22 protein-coding genes and 1 pseudogene are annotated in these 24,936 nt (G+C 54.1%); 14 read left to right on the forward strand and 9 right to left on the reverse strand.

Annotation, left to right across the window (positions count from 1 at the left end; translation table 11 throughout):
* The 9 genes from Q31b_RS26990 to Q31b_RS27030 all read right to left on the reverse strand — a co-directional run.
* A partial coding sequence (locus Q31b_RS26990) for a Mov34/MPN/PAD-1 family protein (RefSeq protein ID WP_146602786.1) occupies window positions 1-659 on the reverse strand: 659 nt, incomplete at its 3' end.
* Window positions 592-1,602: a hypothetical protein gene (locus Q31b_RS26995; protein WP_146602787.1), complete on the reverse strand. Its 1,011-nt coding sequence runs from the start codon at window positions 1,600-1,602 to the stop codon at window positions 592-594. The genes Q31b_RS26990 and Q31b_RS26995, both read right to left, overlap by 68 nt.
* Before the next feature lie 2 nt (window positions 1,603-1,604).
* Window positions 1,605-1,826 (reverse strand): molybdopterin converting factor, encoded by a 222-nt coding sequence (locus Q31b_RS27000; protein WP_146602788.1) that lies wholly within the window; start codon window positions 1,824-1,826, stop codon window positions 1,605-1,607.
* A 149-nt stretch (window positions 1,827-1,975) separates the two neighbouring features.
* Window positions 1,976-2,182 carry a hypothetical protein gene (locus tag Q31b_RS27005; RefSeq protein ID WP_146602789.1) on the reverse strand — a complete coding sequence of 69 codons (207 nt, stop codon included), beginning with the start codon at window positions 2,180-2,182 and terminating at the stop codon, window positions 1,976-1,978.
* Between the two features lie 109 nt (window positions 2,183-2,291).
* Window positions 2,292-2,540: a hypothetical protein gene (locus tag Q31b_RS27010; RefSeq protein WP_146602790.1), complete on the reverse strand. Its 249-nt coding sequence runs from the start codon at window positions 2,538-2,540 to the stop codon at window positions 2,292-2,294.
* Between the two features lie 8 nt (window positions 2,541-2,548).
* Window positions 2,549-3,493: a hypothetical protein gene (locus tag Q31b_RS27015; RefSeq protein WP_146602791.1), complete on the reverse strand. Its 945-nt coding sequence runs from the start codon at window positions 3,491-3,493 to the stop codon at window positions 2,549-2,551.
* Between the two features lie 70 nt (window positions 3,494-3,563).
* Complete coding sequence (locus Q31b_RS27020) at window positions 3,564-5,057, reverse strand: AAA family ATPase (protein ID WP_146602820.1); 1,494 nt, start codon at window positions 5,055-5,057, stop codon at window positions 3,564-3,566.
* 75 nt (window positions 5,058-5,132) lie between these two features.
* The gene (locus Q31b_RS27025) at window positions 5,133-5,321 is read right to left on the reverse strand and encodes a DUF2997 domain-containing protein (protein ID WP_146602792.1); all 189 of its coding nucleotides are present in this window, start codon (window positions 5,319-5,321) and stop codon (window positions 5,133-5,135) included.
* Window positions 5,318-5,689, reverse strand: coding sequence for a DUF1257 domain-containing protein (locus Q31b_RS27030; RefSeq protein WP_146602793.1), 372 nt, complete (start codon window positions 5,687-5,689; stop codon window positions 5,318-5,320). The genes Q31b_RS27025 and Q31b_RS27030 overlap by 4 nt, the downstream gene beginning before the upstream one ends.
* A 256-nt stretch (window positions 5,690-5,945) precedes the next feature.
* On the opposite strand from Q31b_RS27030, the gene Q31b_RS27035 reads away from it, so the two are divergent.
* The 14 genes and pseudogenes from Q31b_RS27035 (at window position 5,946) to Q31b_RS27105 (ending at window position 24,930) form a co-directional block, all read left to right on the forward strand.
* Entirely contained in the window at window positions 5,946-6,233 is a 288-nt protein-coding gene (locus tag Q31b_RS27035) for a DUF1580 domain-containing protein (protein WP_146602794.1), read from the forward strand.
* Between the two features lie 17 nt (window positions 6,234-6,250).
* Window positions 6,251-6,997 carry a hypothetical protein gene (locus Q31b_RS27040; RefSeq protein ID WP_146602795.1) on the forward strand — a complete coding sequence of 249 codons (747 nt, stop codon included), beginning with the start codon at window positions 6,251-6,253 and terminating at the stop codon, window positions 6,995-6,997.
* On the forward strand, window positions 6,997-8,796 hold the full coding sequence (locus Q31b_RS27045) for a hypothetical protein (RefSeq protein WP_146602796.1): 1,800 nt from the start codon (window positions 6,997-6,999) through the stop codon (window positions 8,794-8,796). Before Q31b_RS27040 ends, Q31b_RS27045 begins: the two co-directional genes overlap by 1 nt.
* Window positions 8,797-8,995: 199 nt before the next feature.
* Complete coding sequence (locus tag Q31b_RS27050) at window positions 8,996-11,227, forward strand: DNA polymerase (RefSeq protein WP_146602797.1); 2,232 nt, start codon at window positions 8,996-8,998, stop codon at window positions 11,225-11,227.
* A gap of 169 nt (window positions 11,228-11,396) precedes the next feature.
* Window positions 11,397-11,792 carry a hypothetical protein gene (locus tag Q31b_RS27055; RefSeq protein WP_146602798.1) on the forward strand — a complete coding sequence of 132 codons (396 nt, stop codon included), beginning with the start codon at window positions 11,397-11,399 and terminating at the stop codon, window positions 11,790-11,792.
* A 132-nt stretch (window positions 11,793-11,924) separates the two neighbouring features.
* A complete protein-coding gene (locus Q31b_RS27060; protein WP_146602799.1) occupies window positions 11,925-12,329 on the forward strand; it encodes a hypothetical protein in 405 nt (134 codons plus the stop codon).
* A gap of 301 nt (window positions 12,330-12,630) precedes the next feature.
* Window positions 12,631-13,170, forward strand: a complete 540-nt coding sequence (locus Q31b_RS27065; RefSeq protein WP_146602800.1) for a hypothetical protein — start codon at window positions 12,631-12,633, stop codon at window positions 13,168-13,170.
* An 18-nt stretch (window positions 13,171-13,188) separates the two neighbouring features.
* A complete protein-coding gene (locus tag Q31b_RS27070; protein WP_146602801.1) occupies window positions 13,189-13,854 on the forward strand; it encodes a hypothetical protein in 666 nt (221 codons plus the stop codon).
* On the forward strand, window positions 13,847-14,107 hold the full coding sequence (locus Q31b_RS27075; RefSeq protein ID WP_146602802.1) for a hypothetical protein: 261 nt from the start codon (window positions 13,847-13,849) through the stop codon (window positions 14,105-14,107). The genes Q31b_RS27070 and Q31b_RS27075 overlap by 8 nt, the downstream gene beginning before the upstream one ends.
* A pseudogene (locus Q31b_RS27080) lies at window positions 14,106-14,537 on the forward strand (ADP-ribosylglycohydrolase family protein); the annotation flags it as partial. The gene Q31b_RS27075 and the pseudogene Q31b_RS27080, both read left to right, overlap by 2 nt.
* Before the next feature lie 63 nt (window positions 14,538-14,600).
* A complete protein-coding gene (locus tag Q31b_RS29245; protein ID WP_231617893.1) occupies window positions 14,601-14,906 on the forward strand; it encodes a hypothetical protein in 306 nt (101 codons plus the stop codon).
* Window positions 14,907-15,507: 601 nt separating this feature from the next.
* Complete coding sequence (drmD, locus tag Q31b_RS27090) at window positions 15,508-18,789, forward strand: DISARM system SNF2-like helicase DrmD (RefSeq protein WP_146602803.1); 3,282 nt, start codon at window positions 15,508-15,510, stop codon at window positions 18,787-18,789.
* A 72-nt stretch (window positions 18,790-18,861) separates the two neighbouring features.
* The gene (locus Q31b_RS27095) at window positions 18,862-19,236 is read left to right on the forward strand and encodes a four helix bundle protein (RefSeq protein ID WP_146602804.1); all 375 of its coding nucleotides are present in this window, start codon (window positions 18,862-18,864) and stop codon (window positions 19,234-19,236) included.
* Between the two features lie 162 nt (window positions 19,237-19,398).
* The gene (locus Q31b_RS27105) at window positions 19,399-24,930 is read left to right on the forward strand and encodes an Eco57I restriction-modification methylase domain-containing protein (RefSeq protein WP_197172477.1); all 5,532 of its coding nucleotides are present in this window, start codon (window positions 19,399-19,401) and stop codon (window positions 24,928-24,930) included.
* Window positions 24,931-24,936 lie beyond the last annotated feature (6 nt).

Below are 24,936 nucleotides of genomic sequence, written 5' to 3' on the forward strand. Positions count from 1 at the left end.
CATGACGCCACCCACTCGGTCGAATCCCAATGGAAGGCGTTGGTTTCCATCGGATCGACGATCGAATCATCCGCTTCATAGTCGAAGATGCGGCGTGGCGAGAATGGATCGTGAACAACAACGTTAGCGTCGTACGCATCAAGCCAAGATTCGGGATCGGACGCCGGGAAGTCGTGCGTATAGTCAACCTCGGCATCGAGTCGCACGGGGACGGTCGGGCCGACGTTGTACCGCAGTCGTCCATAGGTCGCTCCGTTTTGGGCCAAGATAAACATAACGGCCCAATCCGGGGCCGAGAACGAGCGGTCGAAGGTGTCTTCATCCGTCCCACTTGGCAGCGCAGAGCAACCAGGATGGGTGTGAATCCAGATCCGGGCAAACTGGTCCGGCGACCGTCCTTCGTCGACCTGTCGATCGAAGAAGTCGGCAACCGATTCGTCATCGAACTCGACGGTCACCGCGGTGCAGCGTTGTCGTACGAGTTCGACGTCGATGATCAACAGTGGGTCGTCGGCATCGCTGATACCGAATCCACCGACTTCGCTTGGCCCCGCATCACGCAAGCAGAGCAGCTTTGACCAGGCATACGGGCTAAACCGTAACCTCGGGCGTACTCGCCTCTGCCGACGTTTCGGCTTCTTGTTTTTCAATGCAATCATCGCAAAGGTTCTCCGAGTTAAGACAATTTTCACAAAAAGAATCGCCACAAGCCGAGCACTCGCCCAGGCAGTAGGCACAAAGGGTTTCGTCGCAGCTGCTACAAGATTTCGAGCAGTCGTCGCACAACGTTTCGCTGCATTGGCTACAACTGCTGGCACAGTCGTTACACAGTTCGCATTCACAGCGGTCGCATTGGCGCCGCGAATCACCAGAGATGACATCGCCACATTCGCTGCACTCCACGCCGTCCCAGGCGTCCAATGAGATATAGGCACTGTCGGCGTTGTAGGTTTGCAGAATTTGGCAAACGATCGCAAAGAAGTCGTACAAACGACCTTGTGCCAAGGCCATTTTGATTGCCGCCTGCCCCTCGCCCTCACACAAACGTTCGTCCATGACATGTGGATGAGTGTTACCGTCACACATTTGCGCCGGGTTTGGATCACGTGCAATGATTCGGTAGGGACAGCTTTCCGTTAAGCGCTTCAATTCAAGTCGAATCTCAAAGGCTCCCAGGTAGGTGTCTTCGAGTTCGATCGCCTGGGTTTCCACGGAAATGGTTTTCGTTTTGCGTTCGATTCGAAGTGTGTCGTATTCCACCGCCATAGCATTCAAATCAGCGATGATGTCGTGGATTGAGCTAATCGGTCCACACGTCGACGTCGTATCCAAGTCGATCGCGAACGACTCGGCCTGAAAAGCCAGAGCACGATACGCCTGAGCCAAACGCTGCTGGATCGTTCGCCGTGCCGATGGCCAACCTCGTTGATCGGCGATCCGATATAGACGCCGTAGCCGCTCAATACGCGACAAAAGTGTCGAGTCGATTGCCGCCGGTTCGGCGGGCTTTGGCGTGCGATGTAGTCGGCGGTGGACCGCCATGGCTGCACGGCATCGCTCCTGCAACTCTTTACGGGTTGGCTTTACCTTAGTTCGGCACATCGTTATGCCGCTCCTTCGATCTTGATTGGCGTGATCGAGATGCGGTCGCCCTCGCAAAGCTGCTGGTCCGCTGCCGAGGGTAATCGGTTAACTCGGATCAAATAGTTGTGTTCTTTGCCAGAGCCGACACGCTCGTTAAACAGTTCACTGACGGTCGTGTTGTCAGCGACTTCGACATAGTTGGCGAAACCGGCACCGTCGTTGTTGATAAGAAGAATCTTCATGCTATTTATCCTTAGAGTGAATGGTCGTGTGAGGGTTTGTTTGGCGACGACCACGAAAGCGAAGTCGTCGTCGGCCACGACGCGGTTGATGGTGCTGGGACCACCCGCCGCGTCGTGGAAGTTGTTTACCGATGTGGTGATGTGGCGGCTTAACCAAGCACGAATTCCGCATCGGTGTTTTCATTGCGATTTGCATCGAGTTCGTCCCAATCGATGACGTGGGGTCCGAGGTCTTCAGCTTCCGAATCGCTGATCGGCTGCGAGGGATCGGCGATTAGAAAGCCGAGTCGTTTGATGGTGGCAACCGATTCGCCGGTCGCACGGGAAACGCTACGGTAGAGGTCTGCTTGAAGCATCGATTGAATCTCCAAAGTGAAGGGAACAGAAACGAAAAAATCCCTCGTCGGATCGGCACTGTGCCGGTCCCCCGAGGGCTTAGGTGATTGGTAAAACCGAAAGCTTGGCTTAGCTGCTATCAGCAGTCAGCCAATGCGCGCCAAGCCAGTCAAGTTCGGCAGCGAGTGCCTCACTACGGTTGCCGAACGGTCCCAACTTGGGACCGTCAACGGGTGAAAGATCGGCCGTCCATTGGCCGTGATCGGTGGGTTCAACATGTGAGCCACGGCGGATCGACAGCGAGCCAAGCTGGTTCAAGTCGATCGCTTCGCTGTATACACAGCGACCCGTGCCACTGGGCAAGAAAATGATTTCCATTGCTGAGCCTACTTCGCGCGCCGGATCAGGCTGCGGCGAGGCCGATCCACCAGCAGTCCGTCGAGAGACGATTGCACACCTGACAGCTTACCGGCGATCTCTTGGCGAAATGCTGCGTCCCCGCGAAGCTGATCCGGTTTCACGCCCCTCATCACCGCACGGGCACGGTCCACCAATTGATCGAGCTCGCCACTCGAAGAAATGTTTAATCGTTGGAACCGTTCAAAGAACATGGTCAAGTTCTCGATTGCCGAATCGCGAAACACTTTTGGCTTGCCGTCGTCGCTACCGGCAATCCGCTCGGACAAGTGGTCGACCAGTTTGGACAATTCATCGAGGAATGCCCCCTCGGCCAACTGAACCGCCTCGTCGAACCGATTGCGCATTCGATCGCACTCTTGTTGATAAAGCTGCGGGTTGAGCCGACGCAGGTACTCGGGCGGCTCGACACTCGGGAAATCCCAGGCAATCTCGAATAAGCCGGACATGGTGTCGGGGTAATCCGCATCGCAATATAAGTCGCCAAGTCGCTCGCGGGCTTCATACTTCAGTTGCGAGAACTGCTGATCGAGTTCGGTGACCGCTTGCTGCAGTTCGTTATGAAACGACTGCATCGTGATCGAAATATCATCAAGTGATCCCTGCGGAACCAAACGGATTCCAGACTCGGGATACGGTAAACTGACGCCCTTAAAATAGGCGACCGCACGGCTGCGGATACTGGTCACGGCACGAAACGCTGGAGCGCCCGTGTCGATCAGTTTCTTGCCTGCGGAAATGAATTTGCCTTCTGCATGAAATGTATCAGCTGCTTGACTTTTCTGCTGAGGCGATAGCGTCTTGCGGGTGCCGAACCAAGTAAAGCTAAGCCGCATCGCGGCCATGCTGGTCCGTAGCCTTTCGGATGCGGTTTCGCTGGCTTGATCCAGCGATTCATCCAGAATACTGCTCATGGAATTTCTCCTTTGTGAGAGAGTGAGATAGGGTTTGTGAACTGAAACGCCGCGATTTGGCAGACGCGGTTTAATTGTTGGAAGGCCGTGACCGAGCAAGCCGTCGTTTGCCGTTGCTGGTCTTAGGCGAACTGGCTGTGTACACGCCTGGCCGATCTGCATCGAGACAGCGCCCCGATGCCCACTGACGCAGTGCATCGACTGATTCGGACGACGTCACCGCTACTGGCACGACGTTCTGGGCGGACTGAACAACCGGCATGTCCAACAGGGCAGCCAAGCGGCAGCAGGCCCGGATTTCAGCACCGGACCAATCGTTGTCGTCGGGTAGCCGCTGAGTCGCATCCAACTCGAACAGGGCCAAATACATTGCCCAGATGGAGTCTTTGGCTTCACGCGATGGCAAGTCGACAAAAAACACACCATCGAAGCGTTCCGAACGAGAGAATTCCGGCGGCAGTTGCCGGATATTGTTCGATGTGCAAACCACGAAAACGTCGGTTTCGTGGTCATTAAGCCAGCCAAGGAACGAGCCGAGCATCCGAGACGAAACACCGCCGTCGTTTTGGCCGCCATTACTGCTGCCCGCAAACGCTTTTTCGACTTCATCCACCATCAAAATCGCCGGAGCCATCGCGTCCGCAATCGCTAGCGCCAGGCGAGTCCGTTCTTCGGTCGATCCAACGAGCGAACCCATCAAGCAACCAACGTCAAGCTGCAAGACCGGGCGGCCGGTCTCTTTGCCAAGAGCCTTACAAAACGCACTCTTTCCGCAGCCAGGGGGCGACAACAGCATCACGCCGCGAGGCCGCCTGAGTGGATTGCTACGGCATGGCTGTAGCAGTGCCCGTTTGGTAAACCGTTTAAGCGAATCGAGTCCACCGAGCTGTGAAAAATCGTCAGTACCCCGATAGAGTTTCAGCAAACCCGATTTGGTGAGCATTTGCGATTTCTGCTGCCAAAGCGTTTCGGGTGCAAGGCAAGACTCACGGATCAGCGACAAGCTAAAAGCATTTTCGGCCTCGATACGAGTCAACCCCACGGCGGCATCAAGTACACGCTCAAGCTCCGCTGCGTCCGGTAGTTCTCCCGGTTCGACAGCGATTTCTTCAGCGATCTTTTTTAGCTGTTGGCGATCGGGCAATTCGTGATCAACCACCACCATCAATTTTTCAAGTTCGACCGGGATCTGGACGACCGGAGCCAAGACAATCAGAATCGTCCGGGACTGTTTCCCAGCGAGTACCTGCTTAGCCATCGCCTGCACGATTTCGGCCGATTGCAAGAACCGATGAAAGTTTTCCAAGATCAAGATTTTGGTCTGATCTTCGCTTCCGATCGCGTCAGCAGCACGCAGCGCCGCCAGTGGATCGGTAGCATCTTGCGGCACATCTTGACCACCGACAGCCAGTCCGCTTGCCACATTCCAACTAGCACACTGCCACTGCTCTTGTCGGCAGAGGTTCGCGATTTCGGTAATCGCCTCGTGAGGTTCGTGCGTCGTGACCCAGATACCCGTGAAGCACGCGCGCACGAGTTCATCCAATCGCTTGGTAAGCGACATCATTCTATCCTTTCATCTTGCGGTAAATAAAGACCACGCAGACCAAGCCACGTGGTATTGAAAAGAAAATCGCCGCTACTGACGCGTCGATTGTTGTTGCGAACTAGTCGCTTGATGAAACTCAGGCTTTAACGTTTCGCTTGTTGCCTTGCCCAAAGCCGATTCGACAAACCGGCTAGCCTCCCGGCATGTTTGGCCAGAAAACCCAAACGTCTCGGCACGAGTTTTTCCATCCGGTGCAACGATGATTTCGATCGTTTTCATGATGCACCTCCTGCGACGTTGACGGTCAGCTTCACGCTCCCATCGGCAAGGGGCTGCTCAACTACCGAGTGCCCTTGCCTACGAGCTTCGATCAAGGTTTTTTCAACAGCGTAGCGCTGCAAGAATGCATCAAGTCGCGATCGTTCGCCCCAGTGGCCTTCGTAATTATCGAAATCGACTTGGCCGCTGTTGCAATCACAAACCACCGGATACCGCCAACCCGAAAGTTGGACGATCCAGCCTTCTCGAAGCCCACTAAAAAGCTTAGCCGAGCCAAAGAGTGGCTCCGGTAATTGCAGTCGCGAGCAAGCAGCCCGTATCGCAACCGGATCACGCACCTGAGCTTCGATTTGCACAATATGTGACATGTGAAACCCTCCCAAAAGAGAGAAATCGGGCGGCCAAACAAGAGATTTGGCCACGGTCGATAGCAGCACGCTTCCGACCAAGTTATATGCCACGTTTTTGGGCTAGGTTAAGCACTTGGAGACGTCGTCCGGAAAACTAAAAACAAGAAATTTTCGATACCGCGATACTACAACCTTACTACCGCCTTAATCCCGCGATCAGTCATTAGAATTCGCTGCAACAACGAACATTCCATCACAAAACGGAGCAAACAAAATGGCGATCGACCTGCAGAACAGTCTTACTTTTCGGCAGCTTGCAACCCGACTGTCAAGTTGTTCAGACGCCACGCCTGTGCACCCGAGCACGGTCCATCGCTGGCGGCTGCGCGGCATCGATGGAACGCGACTGGAAGCTGTGAAGATCGGCGGCCGCTGGTACACAAGCTGGCCGGCACTCGAGTCTTTTGCTGCCACGCTAACGGCGAAAAAGAATGATCCGACGCGAGTTTCATCACAAGCGGCGGCGGATGCACAGGTGCAATTGGAAAATAGCAAATGGTAATTACAGAACGAAGCAAAATGAAAACCGAATCTGCGACTAACGATAATCGATGCCTCCATCTAGGGAAGGTTGGCTGGCGAGAATGCCTCTTAAACGATCGAAGGGTCGGACCAACCGAGCATGTGAGCGTGGCGGCCGAGCAGGCTGGAATGCTACATGGAATTATGATCGATTTGGACCTGAATATTTTTGACCCTGGTGCGTTCAACGCGAAAGCTCCGCAGTCTCCGACGGAGTTCTTCGACGATCACGTCGCTCGGTGGCTCGATAGATCCACCCTGTTGCGAAAGGCGGAAGCGAGGTGCTCAGGCAACGGGATTCACGTACTGCTCTGGCTCGATCCACCCATCCCGCTAATATCGGCGTCAGATCGAAAACTATGGGATGCGTGTATCCGTATCGTCCAGACTAGTCTGCCATCAGATCCCGACGCTCCTGGCCTAACCTCGCTCACGAGACCGATCGGCAGCATAAACGAAAAATCCAATCTCGAGGTCAAATTATTGAGAGAAGGTCAACCGGTGACGCAAGACGAGATCATTACGTTTCGCAACGAAATGATCTCCGCGCCATTCAAGACCGTTCACCGAATCTTGGCAGGAGATGAACATCAATCCCCATGCCCGATCTGCCGAAAGGATGGTACGACGCTCACAGCGATGGATCGAACAGGGATGTGTTACGGATCGTGTGGCAAGGTCAAACCAGAACGTCTGCTCGACGTATTCCTTCGGCCGAGACGCTCTGAAGGGAGGACAAAATAATGCGAAACAATACCTCGTCCCGAGGCCAGGCTCTTATGAGCCGGTTCTCTAGGGCCGTTCGAGCCGTCCAACACGCCTTGCCCACCGACACACCGATGATTCCACGGTTACAAGGTGTAACGACACAGGGGCATTTCCTGCTTCCGATCGAGAGCGTGCTCGAATCAGCCTCACAGCTGATAGTTGCAAGCGAGCGAGTCTTTTGCTTCGGCAAGGATTTGGTCTTTGAGTCGCGAGGTGGGGAGAATTTTGCTTTGGCAACCCTCGCGTGTGACGGTAGGGCCGAAGCTACGGCAGGGGGACATCTCGGAAATTTGTTTATTTGCGAAAAGAGTTCTGGTGACCCGGAAGCTCCTCCACTCGAGTTCACGCCTCCACTCACGCTAGTTACGACGATCGCGACTAACGAGCACGTTCGAAGCCAAATCCCGAGGATCGTTGTCTACGCTCGGCGACCGGTCTTCGATCCTGCCTTCGACTACTGCGGTGCAGGCTGGCATCCGGATATCCAATATCTCATCCATTCCCAACCCGTCATTCCTGATCCACTCACCATCCGAGGCGAGTCTCACCCGGAGCAGCTACCAAACTACCTCGGCCAACTCCTGCAGACTTTCTTATTTCGATCCGATGCTGATCGTATCAACGCAGTAGCCGTTCTTTTGACGGGGATTCTCGCCAACCACCTCGTGGATTGCGGGAAACCGATGGTGGCTATAGACGGGAGCCGCCCGGGTTTAGGCAAAACATACCTTGCGAGATGTATTGGTTTGATTTTAGACGGTAGCGAAAGCGGCCTCCTCGATTTCACCCGAGACGATGAGGAACTGCGCAAAAGACTATGTGCTTCGTTTCGCGATGAATATGGATCCGTCGTTACGATGGACAATGCAAAATCGGGTTCTGGAGCACCAATCAGCAGCCCGGTGTTGGAATCAATCATCACATCCCCCACGATTTCGTTCCGGATACTAAAGACGAGCACAAACTTCACACGTCGAAACGACGTCGTCTTTATCATCACCATGAATCAAACGCTGCTGAGCAGCGATCTCGTTGATCGCGCGATCCCCATTCGCTTTGATTGTGAGGGTGACCCACGACAAATCCTCCACGGACGGATGGACCCGATTCAGTTCGTGAGGGAGCATCGGACCGAAATCCTCGCGGAGCTGTTCGGCATGGTCGAGGTGTGGACATCCCATAGCCGCCCTCGGAGCAACCATGTCCATCGATTCGCAGAGTGGGCCGGCTTGATCGGTGGCATACTGCATGCAAACGGGATAAGCGGCTTTTTAGAGAACCTTTCCGAAGCAGCATCGGATTTCGACTTTGAACTCAATGATGTAGCCAGTCTGGCAGAGGCCGCCGTGAAACTCGAGTGTCACGATATGCTAGATACCGAGCTTCGGCCCTCGGGGAATGGGTTACCTGCTGGCAACGAGCTTGTTCAACGGGTATTTTTCGAGGCTCGCGTCATCACCGAAAAACTTGGACCTGACAAAAGCCCAAGGAGCAAATCGTCGTCGATCGGCGCCTTCTTGCGAAAACATATTGATCGCGAAGTCGTCATCGAGGGGGCAAACGGCCAACAAGCTAGGGCAATACTCGAGTCGATTCCGGCGCGGGCAGGGCAAACCCTATATCGGTTTCGCATCCGTGCGATTGCCCCCGAGGATAACGCCGAAGTGAGCATGCTCCACAGCGGAGGTGGAGTTATCCAATCGCAGTCCATTGCCGGTCAAGCCGCACTGCCCCCAGCTGCATCACAAAACGGGGGCAACGGTGAACTGTGGTGAACGTCGGGTGAACCGTGTTTTTCTCAAGGTTCACCATCGTAAAGCTATACCGACCAGACAGTTGTATCAACGAGGTTAACTTAATGAACCTCACCTACTTATTGTGTCTCACGTGTGCGCGTATACGTGAACTAGTCGTTCCAAAAGAAATCAGGTTAACCAAGTTAACCAGGTTAATCATTCGATACAGGATAGACAAATGAACATAGAATTTAAAAATAAAAGCTTTGCTTTTCGCCCATGGCGATCGGAGGACGGTTGCGTGCTACGCAGTCCCTTTGCGTTCGATTCTGAGACGACCTTGCTTGACGAAACTCGGCCACAGCACGTGCCGACTTTCGTCGTGGGCGCCGCGTTTGATGGAAACGCCGGCTACTTTGTGCATCATAGCCAACTCGAATCGTTTTGGAATCACCATTCCACACAAGACGTTATTTTTCACCATGCCTGCTTCGACTTGGGCGTTATCAAAAAAGCGTGCGCTAGGTTCGATCCCTACGCCGCAGTCGATGAGGATCGCGTCTGGGATACTCGCATTTTGTTTCGCCTATGGCAACTTGCAACCCTCGGCGAGACCGCCCGCGGCCGCTCGTCACTGATCAAATGTGCTGCCGCACTTCTAGGTTTGGAAATGGACAAGGAAGTCGAAGATTCCCATGGACGGCGCGTACGCACTAGCTTTGGAAAGTACCTGGGATGTCTACCGAACGAGCTCCCACCGGAGTACCTGCAGTATCTTGCCACTGATACGATCGCGACATTTCAGCTTCACGACGCTCTTCTAACTCAGATTTCTGCGTCGTTACGGGCTGCTGGCGATGCGTTTGGGTATCGGGAAAATATAGTGGCAAATACTGCATCGCGTTTTGGGCCGTTAAGCCACCACATTCAACTTCGCGGTTCCATTGTGCTCGACGCGGTTCGACGCAACGGAATGGCGATCGATCAGGCACGCGTGGAGTCACTACTAGAACAGCTCTCTGTAAGGCAGAATGAACTGCGGCTGCAACTTTTGTCCCGCGGATATTCGCCTGGCCAGCCTGGCTGCAACAAGTCGTTGCAGCGGATTTTTCGCGACATCGATACTACGAGTACGAACTTGACGCTGCCTCGGAAGGCGTCCGGGCAGTACAGCACGCGGAGCGATGACCTTTCCGGACTTGCGCACGAGGATGGTTTTCTATCGGCGCTGTTTGAGTTTCGGGAAAACGAGACGCTGATGTCAACGTTCCTCGCAAAACTCAATGCGGGCCGTGTCCATCCGTCGTTTGATGTCTTGGTCCGTAGTGGTAGGACGAGTTCTTTTGGTGCTTTGAGTGCGCAAAACCTGCCATGTGATGATGCTGTTCGCGGTTGTATTATACCTTCCGAGGGGTATGTTTTTATCGACGCGGATTATGCTGCGATCGAATTGGCCACGCTAGCGCAAGTTTGTTTGTCGCAGTTCGGTGTTTGTTCTGGGATGGCTGAGGCGATCAATGCGGGAATCGATCTTCATCGGCATGTTGCAGCAAACATGCTAACCAAAGCTCCAGAGCTTGTCACAAAAGAGGAGCGGCAGGCTGCAAAAGCGGTCAACTTTGGTCGGCCAGGTGGCTTAAGCGATAGAGGACTGCAGCGGTACGCAAAAGCAGCGTTTGGGGTTGAACTCTCCGATGCCCAGGTTGCTACCTTAACTGCGGCTTGGTTCACGGCGTTTCCGGAAATGAGGGTTTATCTCGACGATAATAAAAATGTTGGCGTAGCGATCTCGCGATTCCTTGATTTGACGCCACTGTCGTTTGCTGCCGAGACTGGTGAGGATTGGGTGTTACGAACGCATCAACATGAAATAGTTGGAATGCTAGGTTGGATGGCTCGAAAGGTATTCGCAGCGGTGGAGCCCACGAATAGCAACGGTCGGCTTTATCCGCAATCGTGGATCGACTATTTCTGGCGGACACTTGACCAGAAGAGTGACAGTTTCACGGACGCATTTGCGGCTGACATTCGGGCAAGAAATCCTTCTCGGGAATTGGCTGCCGTTGTTTGTAATTTAGCCTGCCGGAGTTCATGTGTAACCCTGACCGGTCGTTTGCGAGCCAATACCATTTATTGCCAGTCACGAAATACTTTGTTCCAAGGCCTTGCAGCGGATGGTGCCAAGCTTGCTCTTTGGACTTTGTGGAGGGCTGGTTATCGAATCGTAAACTTCATCCACGACGAGTTATTAATCGAAGTATCGGAGGATTCTGACCTGCTGGCCAATGCCGAGGCAATCCGATCGCATATGGTTGCGGGCATGCGGCAGGTTGTTCCTGACGTGAGAATAGACGTCCAATATACCTGCATGAGGCGCTGGCTAAAAACAGCCGAGCTGGTAATCCAAGATGGTCGACTGATCCCCTGGGAGGACTCCGTGCCTAGTGAGGATCCGCTCGCCCATGTGTAATCTGCTTTTGTATCGGCTTTGGTAAGTTTTGGTTTTTATTCTCCTTGCGAGGGGTTAAAAAAAAAAAACGCCTCATCAGCCGATACTTCGCCTCCAGAGCAGTGTTTAGTTCGCGTTTGGTTCTTTAGTACCGTTTTGGTTTGTAGTCGTTAACCGTGAAGGATGTGATATGAAAGCTGTGGACCTCAAAGTGCTGCGTAATAGACTGTTGCTGGCCAATCCAATTGAGCCAAGCTCTCGCTCGGTGCCGGCGTGGGTTTGCTGGTTGAGCAAAGCAGCAAACTTAAAAGGGAAGTCATCGGTTCGAGTGACGCTGATGCTACTCAAGCTTGCCCTGCGAGTTGGCCGGCACCAGAATCTTTTGATTTCAAGGTCGCTGCTTGAGTGTGAATCGATCAATCGAGTCACAGCCTATCAAGCTCTAGAAGACTTGCAGCAGGCAGGGTTGGTCGAAGTACAACGGCGACCATCGCGAGCACCGTTGGTTGCTATTGTCGGCGTTTTCGATCCGGTTGTACCAGAATCTCAAACAAGAGTTCGTGACGCTTGTAGCGACACAAAATAGTGCTTTTGCGTTTGTATTCCTGATTGGACGCATCAATGTAAATTTGATGGGTCGGGTTGGGATTTTGATTGTTTCCTTTTCGTTTAGAGGTTGAAGATTATGTGGTCTTGCAAATTTTGTAGAGATGGTTTCGTGCTTTCGAATGCTATGGTCAGGTTCCCACTTTCCGCATTAGAGATGCGGCAGTTTTACGCTTCTCTTGAGCTGATGGTAGGTGCGATCAGTCTGGGGGAATATCAGGAGGTCCTTTGCGGGAAAGGGCCTGATTCCGCTCCTCCTCAGCAGGCTAATCCCGATATTATTCTTGAGGATCCGGAAAAGCCGGGGGGATATGTCCTGCGGTTGTGGCGCAGCGATCCCATATCAAATACTTGGCAGCGATTCGAGCTCACGCTTTCCGAGGAAGATGTAAACGGTTTGCTGGCGACCAGAGGCATGCTCGAGGATCAGTTTAACGATCCGGACGACAGCGACGACGATGAAGACAACGCGAATTGGGTCGATGGTAGTGGCCGTTTCAAGGCGATGACTTTTTAAACCTTGGCCTGGTAACGATCCTACCTGACGCTTGTCAACGAGCTTCGGGCAATGTCTCCAAAACATCATCTCTTTGGTCGTTTTTGGCGGTGTTGCCCTGGGTGGACTTGCAGCTCGATGGTATAATTTGAATGTTATGATTGAACACGCTCTTGCGATGTATTCGCATGAAGAGGGTCGGGTTGGGTTGCACGCTGCCCCGTTTCGTCACGCATCGATAGTTTAATAATTTCTGGTCGTAGAAAGTTGGGATAGCAGGCAGACTGATTCGTGTTTGTGGTCACAGCTACGGAGTTTCAAAATGCTGCCATCGGAAGGCTTACGGTTAACAGACTATCGGTTGCTTGGAGAGATCTGTTATCTCAGCGACGCTTTTTCAGACTGCCCCAGTCCTGCGTACGCGGCAGCTAAGTTGCTTGCCGGACGGGATCTTGGCTTAAAGCCTATCGAGGCGATGCTTGGTTTGTCTTTTGTCGCCGGGCGTTTGGTAATCAACGTCTCGTCGCTGTCAGCGGTCGTTGCTCGGAGCAGGCACTATGCGTTTTGTATCACCCAACAAGCCGACAACGAAATCGGTCTCGAATTTACAAAAAATGGTGAGGTCGTTGGAATTTCCACGGCATCAAACGCAGACCTGATCGGTGTCTCGACACCATGCCAAAATATTAGTGGCCCTGACTCGAGGGCGTTGCTTTCGCTTGCCTTGGCTCGAGGTGTCCGAGCTTGTTGCCCGGATCTCATCGGCGTTGACTTTTGTGTCGAGGGGGAGCTGGCTCATTCCGACCGCGATGCTTGGGACGAGGATATCATTGATGTTGATTTCGAGATTTGTCGTGATTAGAAATACGGAGATAAGCTAATGCGAAATGAAGCGGATTTAGCAGATCAATCGGCCGACGAGGGAGAACCCTGGCGAGATCGACCACCCACGGAAGCAGAGACCAATCGCTTTCTTGCCGAAAGTGTTCGGGATCGAAGTGCGGCGAGCTATCTATTTGCGGTGACCCGCAGAGTTCTCGGCGAGCCGTTTTCAGCCGAGGTAATGAGAGTTTACGTCGACAGCACATTGGCCGATGCAAAAGTAAGCGATGATCCGCTTGAGCGGATGCTTTTGGAGCAAGCCGTTCTTGCAAATCATCAGCTTGGAAGGCTGTACGCCGAAGCGGCGACGGCTACGAAAGTTGAAGAAATCGAATTATACAACGCCGCAGCAACACGGCTGTTGGCTGAATTTCGGCGGCTTGCATTAGCAATCAAGCAATATCGGGAGCCTAGCCTCGCGAGAAACTTCCAATTCGTTAAGCAACAAAACGTTGCGCAAAACCAACAGATTGCGTACGTCGACGGCCAACCGTATTCTGCGGAAAAGAACAATACGACCGGCCCCAAAAAAAAGAGGGCTGACAGCGAACAAGGCAGTAACCCACTCGGGATTGAGAATGTACGAGAAAAATCAGCCTTCGCCGAATCCAAGGCGAGTCGCAGCAGGGAAGGTAAACCGGAGGAAGCGAGGGCCTTTGTCTGAGGAAGGGCGTGAGCGACTTCGCCAAGCTGCGTTAGCAAACAAACCTTGGCTCCGTGCGACAGGTCCTCGTACACCCGAAGGTAAAGAACGGTCGGCTGCAAACAGCCAGCGGCAAAAGAAAGGTGCAAAGTCGGTGCGCGAGCGACGTGCAGCAATTGCGGATATCAACGCATTACTGATGACACTGAGAGAGTGCCGAATCGCCGCAGTAGAGAAACAGCCAGGCGATATTACACGTAGCGGGTTCGGTTGAGCAAACCAAGGCGTTCGCAAACTCGCTGGGACTAAGTAAGGGCGTGACCGGCTACACCTTCCACACCGTTCCCGTCGCGATCCACGCTTGGCTATCCCCTCCGAAGGATTTTCGGCAGACAGTCACTACCATAATCCGGTGTGGAAGCGACGCGGACACAACGGCCGCGATCGTCGGGGGGATTGCTGTAGCGGGCGTCGGCAGCGAAGGGATCCCTGACGAATGGATTGTCGGAATCTGCGAATAGCCGCGGAGCAATGCGTGGATGCGAACACTCGGTGAAGCACTTGCAGACTCCATCGGAGACGACCAAACGATCAAAGCCCCGACCATCAATCCGCTAGCCGTTCTCGCTCGCAATTTGCTGTTCCTATTCGTCGTCCTCTTTCACGGTTTTCGCCGACTTGCCCCCCCCCCCCCGTACTCATGAACCCCGACCGCGAACTAATCGAAGCGAACCTTCGCCTGCACGTCGATCGACGTGCCGGGTTAATTGGTCCTCGCACTCCCAAAAATATCAAAGACCATCGAGGCAACGATCGGTTACATCGAAGGCCAGTGGTCCGAGATGGGCTATTCCGATGCCCGTGAATGCTACGACGCACTCGGTGACGAAGCTACGAATCTGATTGTCGAGCAACCGGGAACCATCCAACCCTACGGAGCCAGCCAGGCAACAGAGCAAGATGACATTCTAAACATCGGCGGATTCAGTGACGCCGTGTTCAATGTCGTCAACTCGTTTCTTTCAGACGACAAGAGCCGATTCATCCGCGAAGTCGAGTCCGTCGAACTGTAAGCCAAAACGCGAACTAAAACTAACATGCCTCTCGCAGAGCATTTGGCAGGGGGGCAGTTCTTCTTGCTTCGGATGTGTTTGGCTTACGTGATCGTTCGGGTTGGTTCAGTGGCAGAACGCCCAGCCGTTGCCGACATACTGGTTGATCCAGTGAGCCTCAGGCAGGACGGGGTCTTAGACTACAGCAGTCGTAATCTCTTGGTTGTGGTCGGTGGCGTTGTGCAAACGAATCTCAAATCATGAAGAAGGCGCGATCGTCGGAGCTTCATTTCAGCGATGGCGACTGAGAGCAACATTGAATTGCAGTAGATTAGCCATATTTCCAACACCGTGCCTGTTGTATTAGAGAAGATTCGTCCACTTCTTTTGGTGTCGACGGTTAATGAATCAGCTGTGCTTACTTTTCGCTCGACATGATCTCGGACCACGCGGAATGCCCACCACGCTAACTTGACCAGTTGGGGATAAGTCGCACGACGTAGCGATAATCGTTAAGGCACCCTCGTGAGCCGACTTTTAACGCGATATACTGTTTGCGTTCGCGGCGGTTGCTGATTTCTCGCTGCCGCATTCCAGACAATCCAATGAAAACGTGGTCTCGATGGCATCGCTTGTTCAAAATCCAACGGAAAACCCCCGTGTCGGGATGATGGCGATCGTGCGGAAACGCCGTGCCGTGATCAGCGAAGTGCGTCCGTTCGATGGCGATGATGGCGTCTTGCACCTAGTCCGATTGGAATACAAGGACAGTGAGTCGCCCGAGACCGAACAACTGCTTTGGGAACGTGAACCGCATCGCGAATTGCTCAGCCCCGCTGCGGTCCCGCTTGCCACTGATCCGCCGATGCCGCCGGACGATTTTGATGCAGTGGTGCGTGCCAGTCGCTGGTCGGCGCTGTCGCCCTATCTTGACCCTGACGGCGATGGTCCACTGGATCGGATGCCGATCTGCTCGCCTTTTCACGGTGCCGTGCAGGTCGAAGACTACCAATTGGTGCCGCTGCTGAAAGCACTTCGCATGCCACGCATCAATATGATGATCGCCGATGATGTTGGTCTGGGAAAAACGATCGAAGCTGGGCTGGTCCTCCGCGAATTGCTGATCCGTCGGCGGATTCGTCGTGTGCTTGTGCTGACGCCGGCGTCGCTGCGGGTGCAATGGCGAGATGAAATGTGGGACAAGTTCTCACTACCGATGGATGTCATCGACCGAGACGCGACGCAAAAGCTGAAACGAACCATTGGAATCGACGCGAACCCTTGGCGATCGAGTGCCCGCGCAATCACGTCTTATCATTATCTCAAACAACCCGACGTTCTTGAGCAGTTTCATAGTGCCTGCCGAGTTGGCGAAGATTCACCTCACTTGCCTTGGGATTTGTTGATCGTTGACGAGGTTCACAACCTAATGCCCTCAGCGTTGGGCGAAGACAGCGATCTTTGCAAGATGCTGCGTCTCGTTGCTCCTTACTTTGAGCATCGCTTATTCCTTACCGCGACGCCGCATAACGGACGAACGAGATCATTTTCCGGTTTGCTGGAAATGCTTGATCCCGTTCGCTTCAGCCAAACCGACGAGTTGAAGCCCGCCGAGCGAAAGCGAATCGAACAGGTTGTCGTCCGACGATTGAAACGTGATATCAACAAACGCACCGATCCACCGAAATTTTCTGACAGAGAAGAACCGCAAGCGATTCCTTTGACGTTCGCCAAGAAAGAACTTCACCTGATCACCGCGGTCGACGCCTTCCGAAATGAAGTACGTCGGATCGTATCGGAGTCACGTGGTCGTCGACGGATGTCGGGGACGTTTGCAATAGAGATTTTGGGCAAACGATTGCTCAGCGGTCCCGCAACGTTCGCGGAAAGCTGGTACCGCTGCAAACTCGGGTTGATGGAGCAAGACGAAGCCGACGATGGCGAGATGGCAGCCGCCAGCCGAAGCGTTGCCGAAGATACAGCCGACGATACTGAATCGCAACAACGCGAAGCATCGGCAACAACCGTCATCGGTGCATGGCTGAATAATTTTTCTGATGAACTCTCGGGCGAAATCGCCGCGATTGACGAAGCTGTCGAAGCTCTTGGCTTTCCTCTGCCAACATCGCCCGACGACTCGGCCGAGGCGATCGCCCGGCATCAAATCAACCCCAAGGCAGACGCTCGGTTCGATGTTCTAATCGAATTGATCGAAACTCAGCTTCATGATGAAAACGGCTGGGATGACGAAGAACGTCTGGTCGTATTCACCGAGTACAAGACCACGCTCGACTATCTGTTGCGACGAGTCCGTGAAAAATTCCCTAACCAGCAAGACAACTTTCTGTCACTGTACGGTGGAATGGACGATAAGCAGCGTGAACAAATCAAAGAACAGTTCAATGACCCTGACTCTCACGTTCGCGTTCTAATTGCCACTGATGCGGCTTCCGAAGGTTTGAACCTGCAAGAGACCGCTCGGCACTTGTTGCACTTCGATTGTCCATGGAACCCGGCCCGGATCGAGCAACGTAATGGTCGACTCGACCGCCACGGCCAAGCACGCGACGTGTTTACCTATCATTTCATCAGTCAAGAGAACGCTGATCTGCGGTTCATGTCCAAACTGATCCACAAGGTCGATCAAATGCGAGAAGACCTCGGCTCCGTCGGCGAGATACTTGATGAAGCGATGCACCGTCAAATGATCAAAGGGGAGACCGTCGATCAACAGCAGCTCGAACTCAAGCTCGAGGCCGCAAAGGGGCAAGCGGAATTTGAAGGTGACGACCGAGCATCCACAGACGAGATGGATGAAAAGCAAGCCGGCATCGACCGGCTCGAAGCCCTTGCGGCCGAACTCGATTTCGATGGTGATGCTCAATACGAATTACTGGATGTCGCGATGGGCATGGGGGCGTCACGTCCTCAGCTCGGACAACCCGACCCCAAGGGACGGTGCCGAATCCTGAATCCATCGTTGCCGATGTGGAGCGACACGATTGACCAATCCATTCGTCGAGGCAGCACCGGAGGGGTCCTCGGGGCGCTACCGTACCTCGCGTTCACGGCCGAGCCATGCTTGCAACAAATCGGCAACAGGCTTGTCTTCCGCCCTCCTGGCAATCTGCAAATGATGCACATGGGGCATCCCTTGGTTGCCAAGGCCATCGGGGCGCTCAGCCGACGACGCTACCCTGGTCCGTCAGCCGTCAGCCGCTGGACCGTCCGCGTCGGTGACGTACCCGCCGGAGCGGATGCGTTGGTACTGCTTCACTTGGAAGAGCTCGCGGTCAATGGGCTTCGTGAAACATTTCATCACTGGATTCGCACAGTCACTTTCACTGCCACCGCTGGAGAACTCTCGGCGGCGCTACCCCATGTTCCCGCTCGCGAGCTTCGTGGAGCCGCTTCGACAACGGACGAGACGCTTAAAGATAAAGCTGCTGAAATCTTTGCCGACATCGAACTCGATCTTCTTGACGCAATCGCTGAAATGAAAGCTAAACTCACCAAAGAGTTGACTGAGCAACTCGCCATCGACGGCAAGAACGCCATCGACGAAGAGAACAAGAGCTTTCAAAGTCGCCAGGGCGAGGTGTCGACGCTGATCGCCGACAACACCCTCGCAAAGATCGAGAAGGAAATCAAAGCACTCAAATTACAACGCCAGGAAGGACGCCTGTTCGACAGCGAAGACACGCTCGACGAGATCGAGCGTGATATCGCTAAAAAGAACGAAGAAGTCCAGCGTCGAACGCGGCACTACGAAGAAGTTCGCCGCCAACTTGCCAACGAGCGAGAACGCGTCGTCGGTCGACTTCTACCAAAACGCTATAGCATCGACGGCGATGCATCGGTCTTTCCGCTTGCCGTCGAGATACGGGTGGGGGCTGGGGGCTAGTGGTTGGTGGTTAGTGGTTGGTGGTTGGTAGTTGGTAGTTGGTAGTTGGTAGTTGGTTTGGGAGAAAGTTTGATGGTTCGTAGTTATCGAGAATTGGAAGTTTGGCAGAAAGGAATGGATTTGGTTGTTGCGATTTACGCCGCTACGAAAGAATTCCCGGCTGATGAACGTTTCGGACTGTGTTCGCAGGTGCAACGTGCCGCTGTCTCAGTTCCCTCAAATATTGCTGAAGGTCAATCCAGAACCTCCACGAAAGAATTTCTGCACCACTTGTCGATTGCGCGTGGTTCACTAGCTGAGATTGAAACGCAAATCGAAATCGCCGCAAGGTTAGGTTACGTCCCAACTCCTACAGACAGGCAATTAGCAACCGACGCAGCGACCGTTGGCCGATTGCTTTCAGGTTTGATCAGATCGCTGCGACGCAAATTGGAGGCTGGTGGTTAGTGATTTGGGGTTAGTGATTGGGGGTTGAAAAAAACACCCCGCACTAGCAGCCAGCCACCATTCATGCCACTGACCAACCACACGCCACCAACCACACGCCACCAACCACACGCCACCAACCACACGCCACCAACCACACGCCACCAATCACTAATCACCAATATGCCCGCCACCAATCACCAACCACCAATCACCAGCCCCCAATCACCAATCACCACCCTCGACTGGTGGAACGCACTTCGCCACGGCGGCATGCTCGTCGATCCCACTCGGCTCACCGAGCTGATCTCCGATCCACCGCCACCGCTCAGCTCGTTTGAAACCGATCGACTTCGGCGGCGCATCGTCTCGTTCGAGCAAGACGAAAACGCCGGTCGCGGGAAGTTCGTCAGCTATGTGTTCGATTCGATATGTGGTTTTGCCAGTGCAGGCACTTGGGATCGTGGCACTTCGGTCGATCCATCGCGCTGGACTCGCCGCACCATTGCCGGCGACGATGTCAAGCCAAACCACCTATGGCGTGGGCCGCACGACGCCATCCTGCCCGTCTTCGTTGATTCCGAAAAGCGAGTCGGTGTCGGGCGAGGAAAGCGTGCCGTCACCGCGGCGATCCAGTGGCTTCGAGGCGGCGATGAAAAGCTGGCCGTCGTCACCAACGGGCGTCAATGGCGACTCGTCATGGCTGGCCTCGATTACGAAGCGTTTTGCGAGTGGGAGATCGACCGCTGGCTTGAAGGCGGCCAGACTTCGGCTGAGCTGTTTGGACTTCGTTCGCTTCTAAATCCACCGATCTGGACGCCACCGGCGAGCGATGACGCTACTCCGCCAAGCAGTCCGCTGGTCGAAGCAATCGCCGACAGTCGCAAGGGACAAGCCGATTTGTCGGCCGTCCTGGGTGAACGTGTTCGACAAGCTGTCGAAATATTGATCCAGGCGCACGGGCCGGTGCTTGGTGATTGGGGGTTGGTGGCTAGGAAAGGGGTGAATGGTGATTGGGGGTTGGAGGCTGGAAAAGACCAATCACCAAACACCAGCCCCCGACCACCATCCACCACCAGCCACCAACCACCAGCCCCCAGCAACCAAGAAATCTATCGAGCAGGGGTTCGGCTGATCATGCGTCTCGTCGTGGGTCTATTCGCGGAATCTCGCGAAGGCTTGCTGCCCAAAGACAACCCGATCTTCCACGAGTGTTACTCCCTGTCGGGTTTACGTGACCAACTTGAACGGGTGTCCCCATCGCGCCGCGCTGGCAGCTACTCAGCCTACCCTCGCGTGATCTCGCTGTTTCGCTTGATTCACGACGGCAGTTCCCACGAAGCGCTCACCGTTCCCAGCTACGGCGGCAGCCTGTTCGCGCCCGGTGATGCAGACAGCAGTGACGGTGTCAGCCGAGCACTTCACGTGCTTGAACAAGGATGCTATCAGCAAGAAGTCATCAGCGATGCCAAAATCTATGCCATCCTGGATTTGCTCTCTCGAACAAAGGTCAAGATTCGCCAAGGCCGCGGCGGCACATGGGTTCCTTCGCCCGTCGACTTCTCGTCGCTCGACAGCGAATACATTGGCATTCTTTACGAAGGCTTGCTGGACTTTGAATTGCGAGTCGCCAGCGATGATGGTCCCGTCATTTTCTTGGCCGTCGGCAATCAGCCTGCGTTGCCGCTTTCGACCCTGGAAGCAATGGACGACAAGGCGCTCAAGAACCTGCTGGAGAAAATGAAAGACACGTCGTCCGGTGACGAGGAGGAAGAAGAGAGCGACGACGAATCATCCGACGAAGATTCAAACGAAACGGAGTCGGAGGGCGACGAAAACGAAAATGGAGACGAGGACTCGGACGACGACGCAGATGAAGAATCCGCTGACGACATCCGCCATACCGCCCGCACCGCCGCTGAAGCCTGGGCAAAACGAGCCATCAGCGTTGGCAAGCTTGTTCGTCCACCGCGTGCTCCCCTGACTCCTGAAAAGCAACTCGCTCACCAAGCAGCCGTCGACCGAAAAGCCAAGCAAATCATTACCAAGGTCGTCTTGCCTGGCGAACGCTATCTCGTCCGTTGGGGTGGAACGCGAAAAGGCAGTGGCACGTTCTACACACGTCCGCAACTCGCCATCCCCACCGTCCACCGAACGCTCCGGCCGTTGGCCTATGTGGTGGATGGTGGCTCGGGTGTGGTGGCTGGTGAGGTGATGGCTGGTGAAGTCCAATCACCAACCACTAACCACCAGCAACCAACAACCATCCCCAAACCACCAGAAGAAATCCTTGCCCTCAAAGTCTGCGATCCTGCTTGCGGCAGCGGTTCTTTCCCGCTCGCAGCATTGCGATTTCTCACCGATGCGCTCTACCACTCCCTCGTGCATCACGATCGTTTCACCGGCTACGACGACCGCACCGTCATCGACCTGATCCGCGATACCGACAACGAAACCACGCTGGCCGACGAAACGTTGCCGTGCCGGCCCGATGACGCCGAGTTTGAAGCTCGCACCAAGGCCGTGCTCAGGCGTTATATCGTCGAACGCTGCATCTACGGCGTTGACCTCGATCCGCTCGCCGTTGAGTTGTGTCGACTTAGCTTGTGGATCGAAACGCTCGACCGTAGGCTGCCGTTCACGTTCCTCGATCACAAGATCAAGTGCGGCAACTCGCTCGTCGGAACGTGGTTCGACCAATTCATGCACTACCCAGCGATGGCGTGGATGCGCGAGGGCGGCGACAAAAACCACTCCGGAGGTGTTCACTTCAAGAAAGAAGGCTGGACGAAGGCGATCAGCGGCAAAGTCAAAAACATCAAGAACGAATTGATCGACTACATCGACGGTGCGCTCTACATGTTCACCGACGAAGACCTCGATACCATTAAGACCGTCCATGATGAAGCTGAACAGGCATTGAACGCGATACACCGGCTAGGCATCCATGAAGCCCAGCAGCGCGCCCAGATGTACAACGAACTGCAAACTCGCCAATCCGTCATCGACGCACGATTCTCTCTCGACCTGTGGTGCTCGATGTGGTTTTGGCCGCCGGACCAGATCGACGACTGTCCCTTGCCATCCGAATTCTATGAAGGCAAATTGTCCGACGATGCCAAGCAGATCGTTCGACAGGTTGCCGACGCCCAGCGATTCTTTCACTGGGAACTTGAATTCCCCGATGCTTTCAATACACACAGTGAAGGCTTCGATGCTGTCATCGGCAACCCGCCCTGGGACATCGCCAAACCGAACAGCAAAGAGTTTTTCTCGGCGCTCGATCCGCTTTATCGGAGCTACGGAAAACAAGAAGCACTCAAAGTTCAAAAGACCCTCTTTGACGCGACTGAAACGGTCGAGCATGATTGGTTGCAATACAACGCCAGCTTTCGCGCCCAGTCGAATTGGCTCAAGAGTTCCGGCTACCCCTACGGCGATCGAGTCACAACCACCTCAGCCGGTAAACAGTCCCACGACATTCCACTCGGTGGTGGAGGCAAGGGATCGTGGGATCGGTCCGTGCATCGCTACGAAAAATGGCGTGACAACCGCGAAGCTCAGACGGGATACTCACAAGAGTTGGAAGCGACGCGAGGATTCCGACATCAAGGCGGTGGCGACATCAATCTTTACAAGATGTTTCTGGAACAAGCTCACAAGATCGCCCGCGGATCGGGCCGGTTAGGATTGATCGTACCGTCAGGCATCTATTCCGATCACGGCACACGCAACTTGCGAGAACTGTTCCTGGACCAATGCCAATGGGAATGGCTATTCGGGTTTGAGAATCGAGAAGGCATTTTTGACATTCACCGTTCGTTCAAATTCAACCCGTTAATTATCACCAAGGGTGGCCGCACCGAGTCAATCAAGACAGCGTTCATGCGTCGCGACATCGAGGATTGGGAATCAGGCGAGCGACACGCGACCGAGTATCCGCGAGAGCGAGTGATTCAGTTCTCACCACGCAGCAAAGCGATTTTGGAAATCCAATCGCGACGTGACTTGGATGTTCTCGAAAAGATTTACTCGGGCAGCGTGCTGCTGGGTGACGACGGCCCCGATGGCTGGGGAATCAAGTACGCTACTGAATTCCACATGACCAACGACAGCAAGTTGTTTCCACCGCGAACGTGGTGGGAGGAACGCGGCTACATTCCAGACGAATACAGCCGCTGGATCAAAGGCAAGTGGCAACCCCGCACCGCCAGCAGCCCCGCCCCACCAGACTGCCGGCGAACCCAAATCCCAGCTGGCATCTTCCTCAGCCGCGACGGTGAGCAATATATTTACGAAGAAGACATCGACGAAGATAAATTCACGGGGTTTGTTCGCGAAGGTACGAAGAAGAAAAATGTCGTGTTGGCTGGACCTGCAGTAACACTTCCTCTTTGCGAGGGACGAACGATAGGTCAATTCGATTTTTCAACGAAGGGCTGGGTATCTGGGAAAGGGCGATCAGCAGTATGGGACGATGTGGGCTGGAGCGACAAAAAAGTTGATCCTCAATTCTTAATGGGCCGAGCGGTATTTGAAGCAAACCTAGCCAATGACCATGCGAACGAGCTTAGAAAACACGTGGGCGATGAAGCGGCGGCAAATTTTCTTCAGCGAGTTGCTGAACCAAAAGTTTTTGATGCATGGAATGTTCCAAATCATTTTCGTCTTGCGTTCATGGACGTGTCTTCGGCAACGAATACACGAACAATGATCTCTTCCTTAATCGGTTTCACTCCAAGCGGAAATAAGACTCCGCTGTTGACAACCTCACCGCAGTACACACCTGCTCTGGCTGCTTCGCTCAATAGTTTGGCGTTCGACTACCAATTTAGGAATCGCTTAGTAGGAACAACGCTCAATTTCTTTATTGTTGCTGAAGCGGCTATACCGCGTGCCTGTCTACACAGCTCAGAGATTCATGCATTAGACACAATCACTCGACGCCTCAACTGCGCGAGCGAACTGCACGCTCATTGGTGGATTACCGGAGGATTTAGCTCTGAGGTCGCATGGCGACATCAATGGGGCGTTTCGATACACGAGCGAATGCGATTGCGATGCTTAGTTGAGGCATTGTCCGCTTCCGCGTACGAATTGAACTTGGAGGATATGAAAATCGCCTTGTTAGAAGCCGACTATCCCGAAGATCGTCTTATGCGAGACGGTTTTTCATCCTCTCTATTCCCCAAGGGACTTTGGCGAGTGGACAAAACCGTTCCACCCGAGCGTCGGCTGACAGTTCTTGGTTTCGTAGCGTTCGCTGATCTCTGCAAATGTATTGCGAAAGCAGATGGAAATCGTGTCACTGGAGTTGCCGCCTTTCTGGCCCAGAACGACGGTGAAGGTTGGCAGCTACCTGAGACGCTGCGATTATCGGATTATGGATTGGGTCATGACGATCGGGCGAAGCAGGCTCAACCGGTGCGGGAGTGTTTCGGGCCTCGGTTTTACGATTGGCAGCTCGCTCAAACCCCCGAAGAATCCTGGGCCGAATGCCACCTCCACGCCCGAAACCTCCTCGGCGAAGCGGCGTACGAACGACTGGTGGCTGGTGATTCGGGGTTGGTGGTTGGGGGTGCGGTGGATGGTGGCTCGGGGTTGGTGGTTGGGGAAGAAGCATCGGCATACCAATCACCAAGCACTAGCAAAAAGCCACCAGAAGAACCCTTCCAGCTAACGGGCGAACCTAAGAAGTCAAAGAAACGAAAATAGACCTTT

The organism is Novipirellula aureliae, from assembly GCF_007860185.1.
In the GTDB taxonomy this organism is placed as follows: Bacteria; Planctomycetota; Planctomycetia; order Pirellulales; family Pirellulaceae; genus Novipirellula_A; species Novipirellula_A aureliae.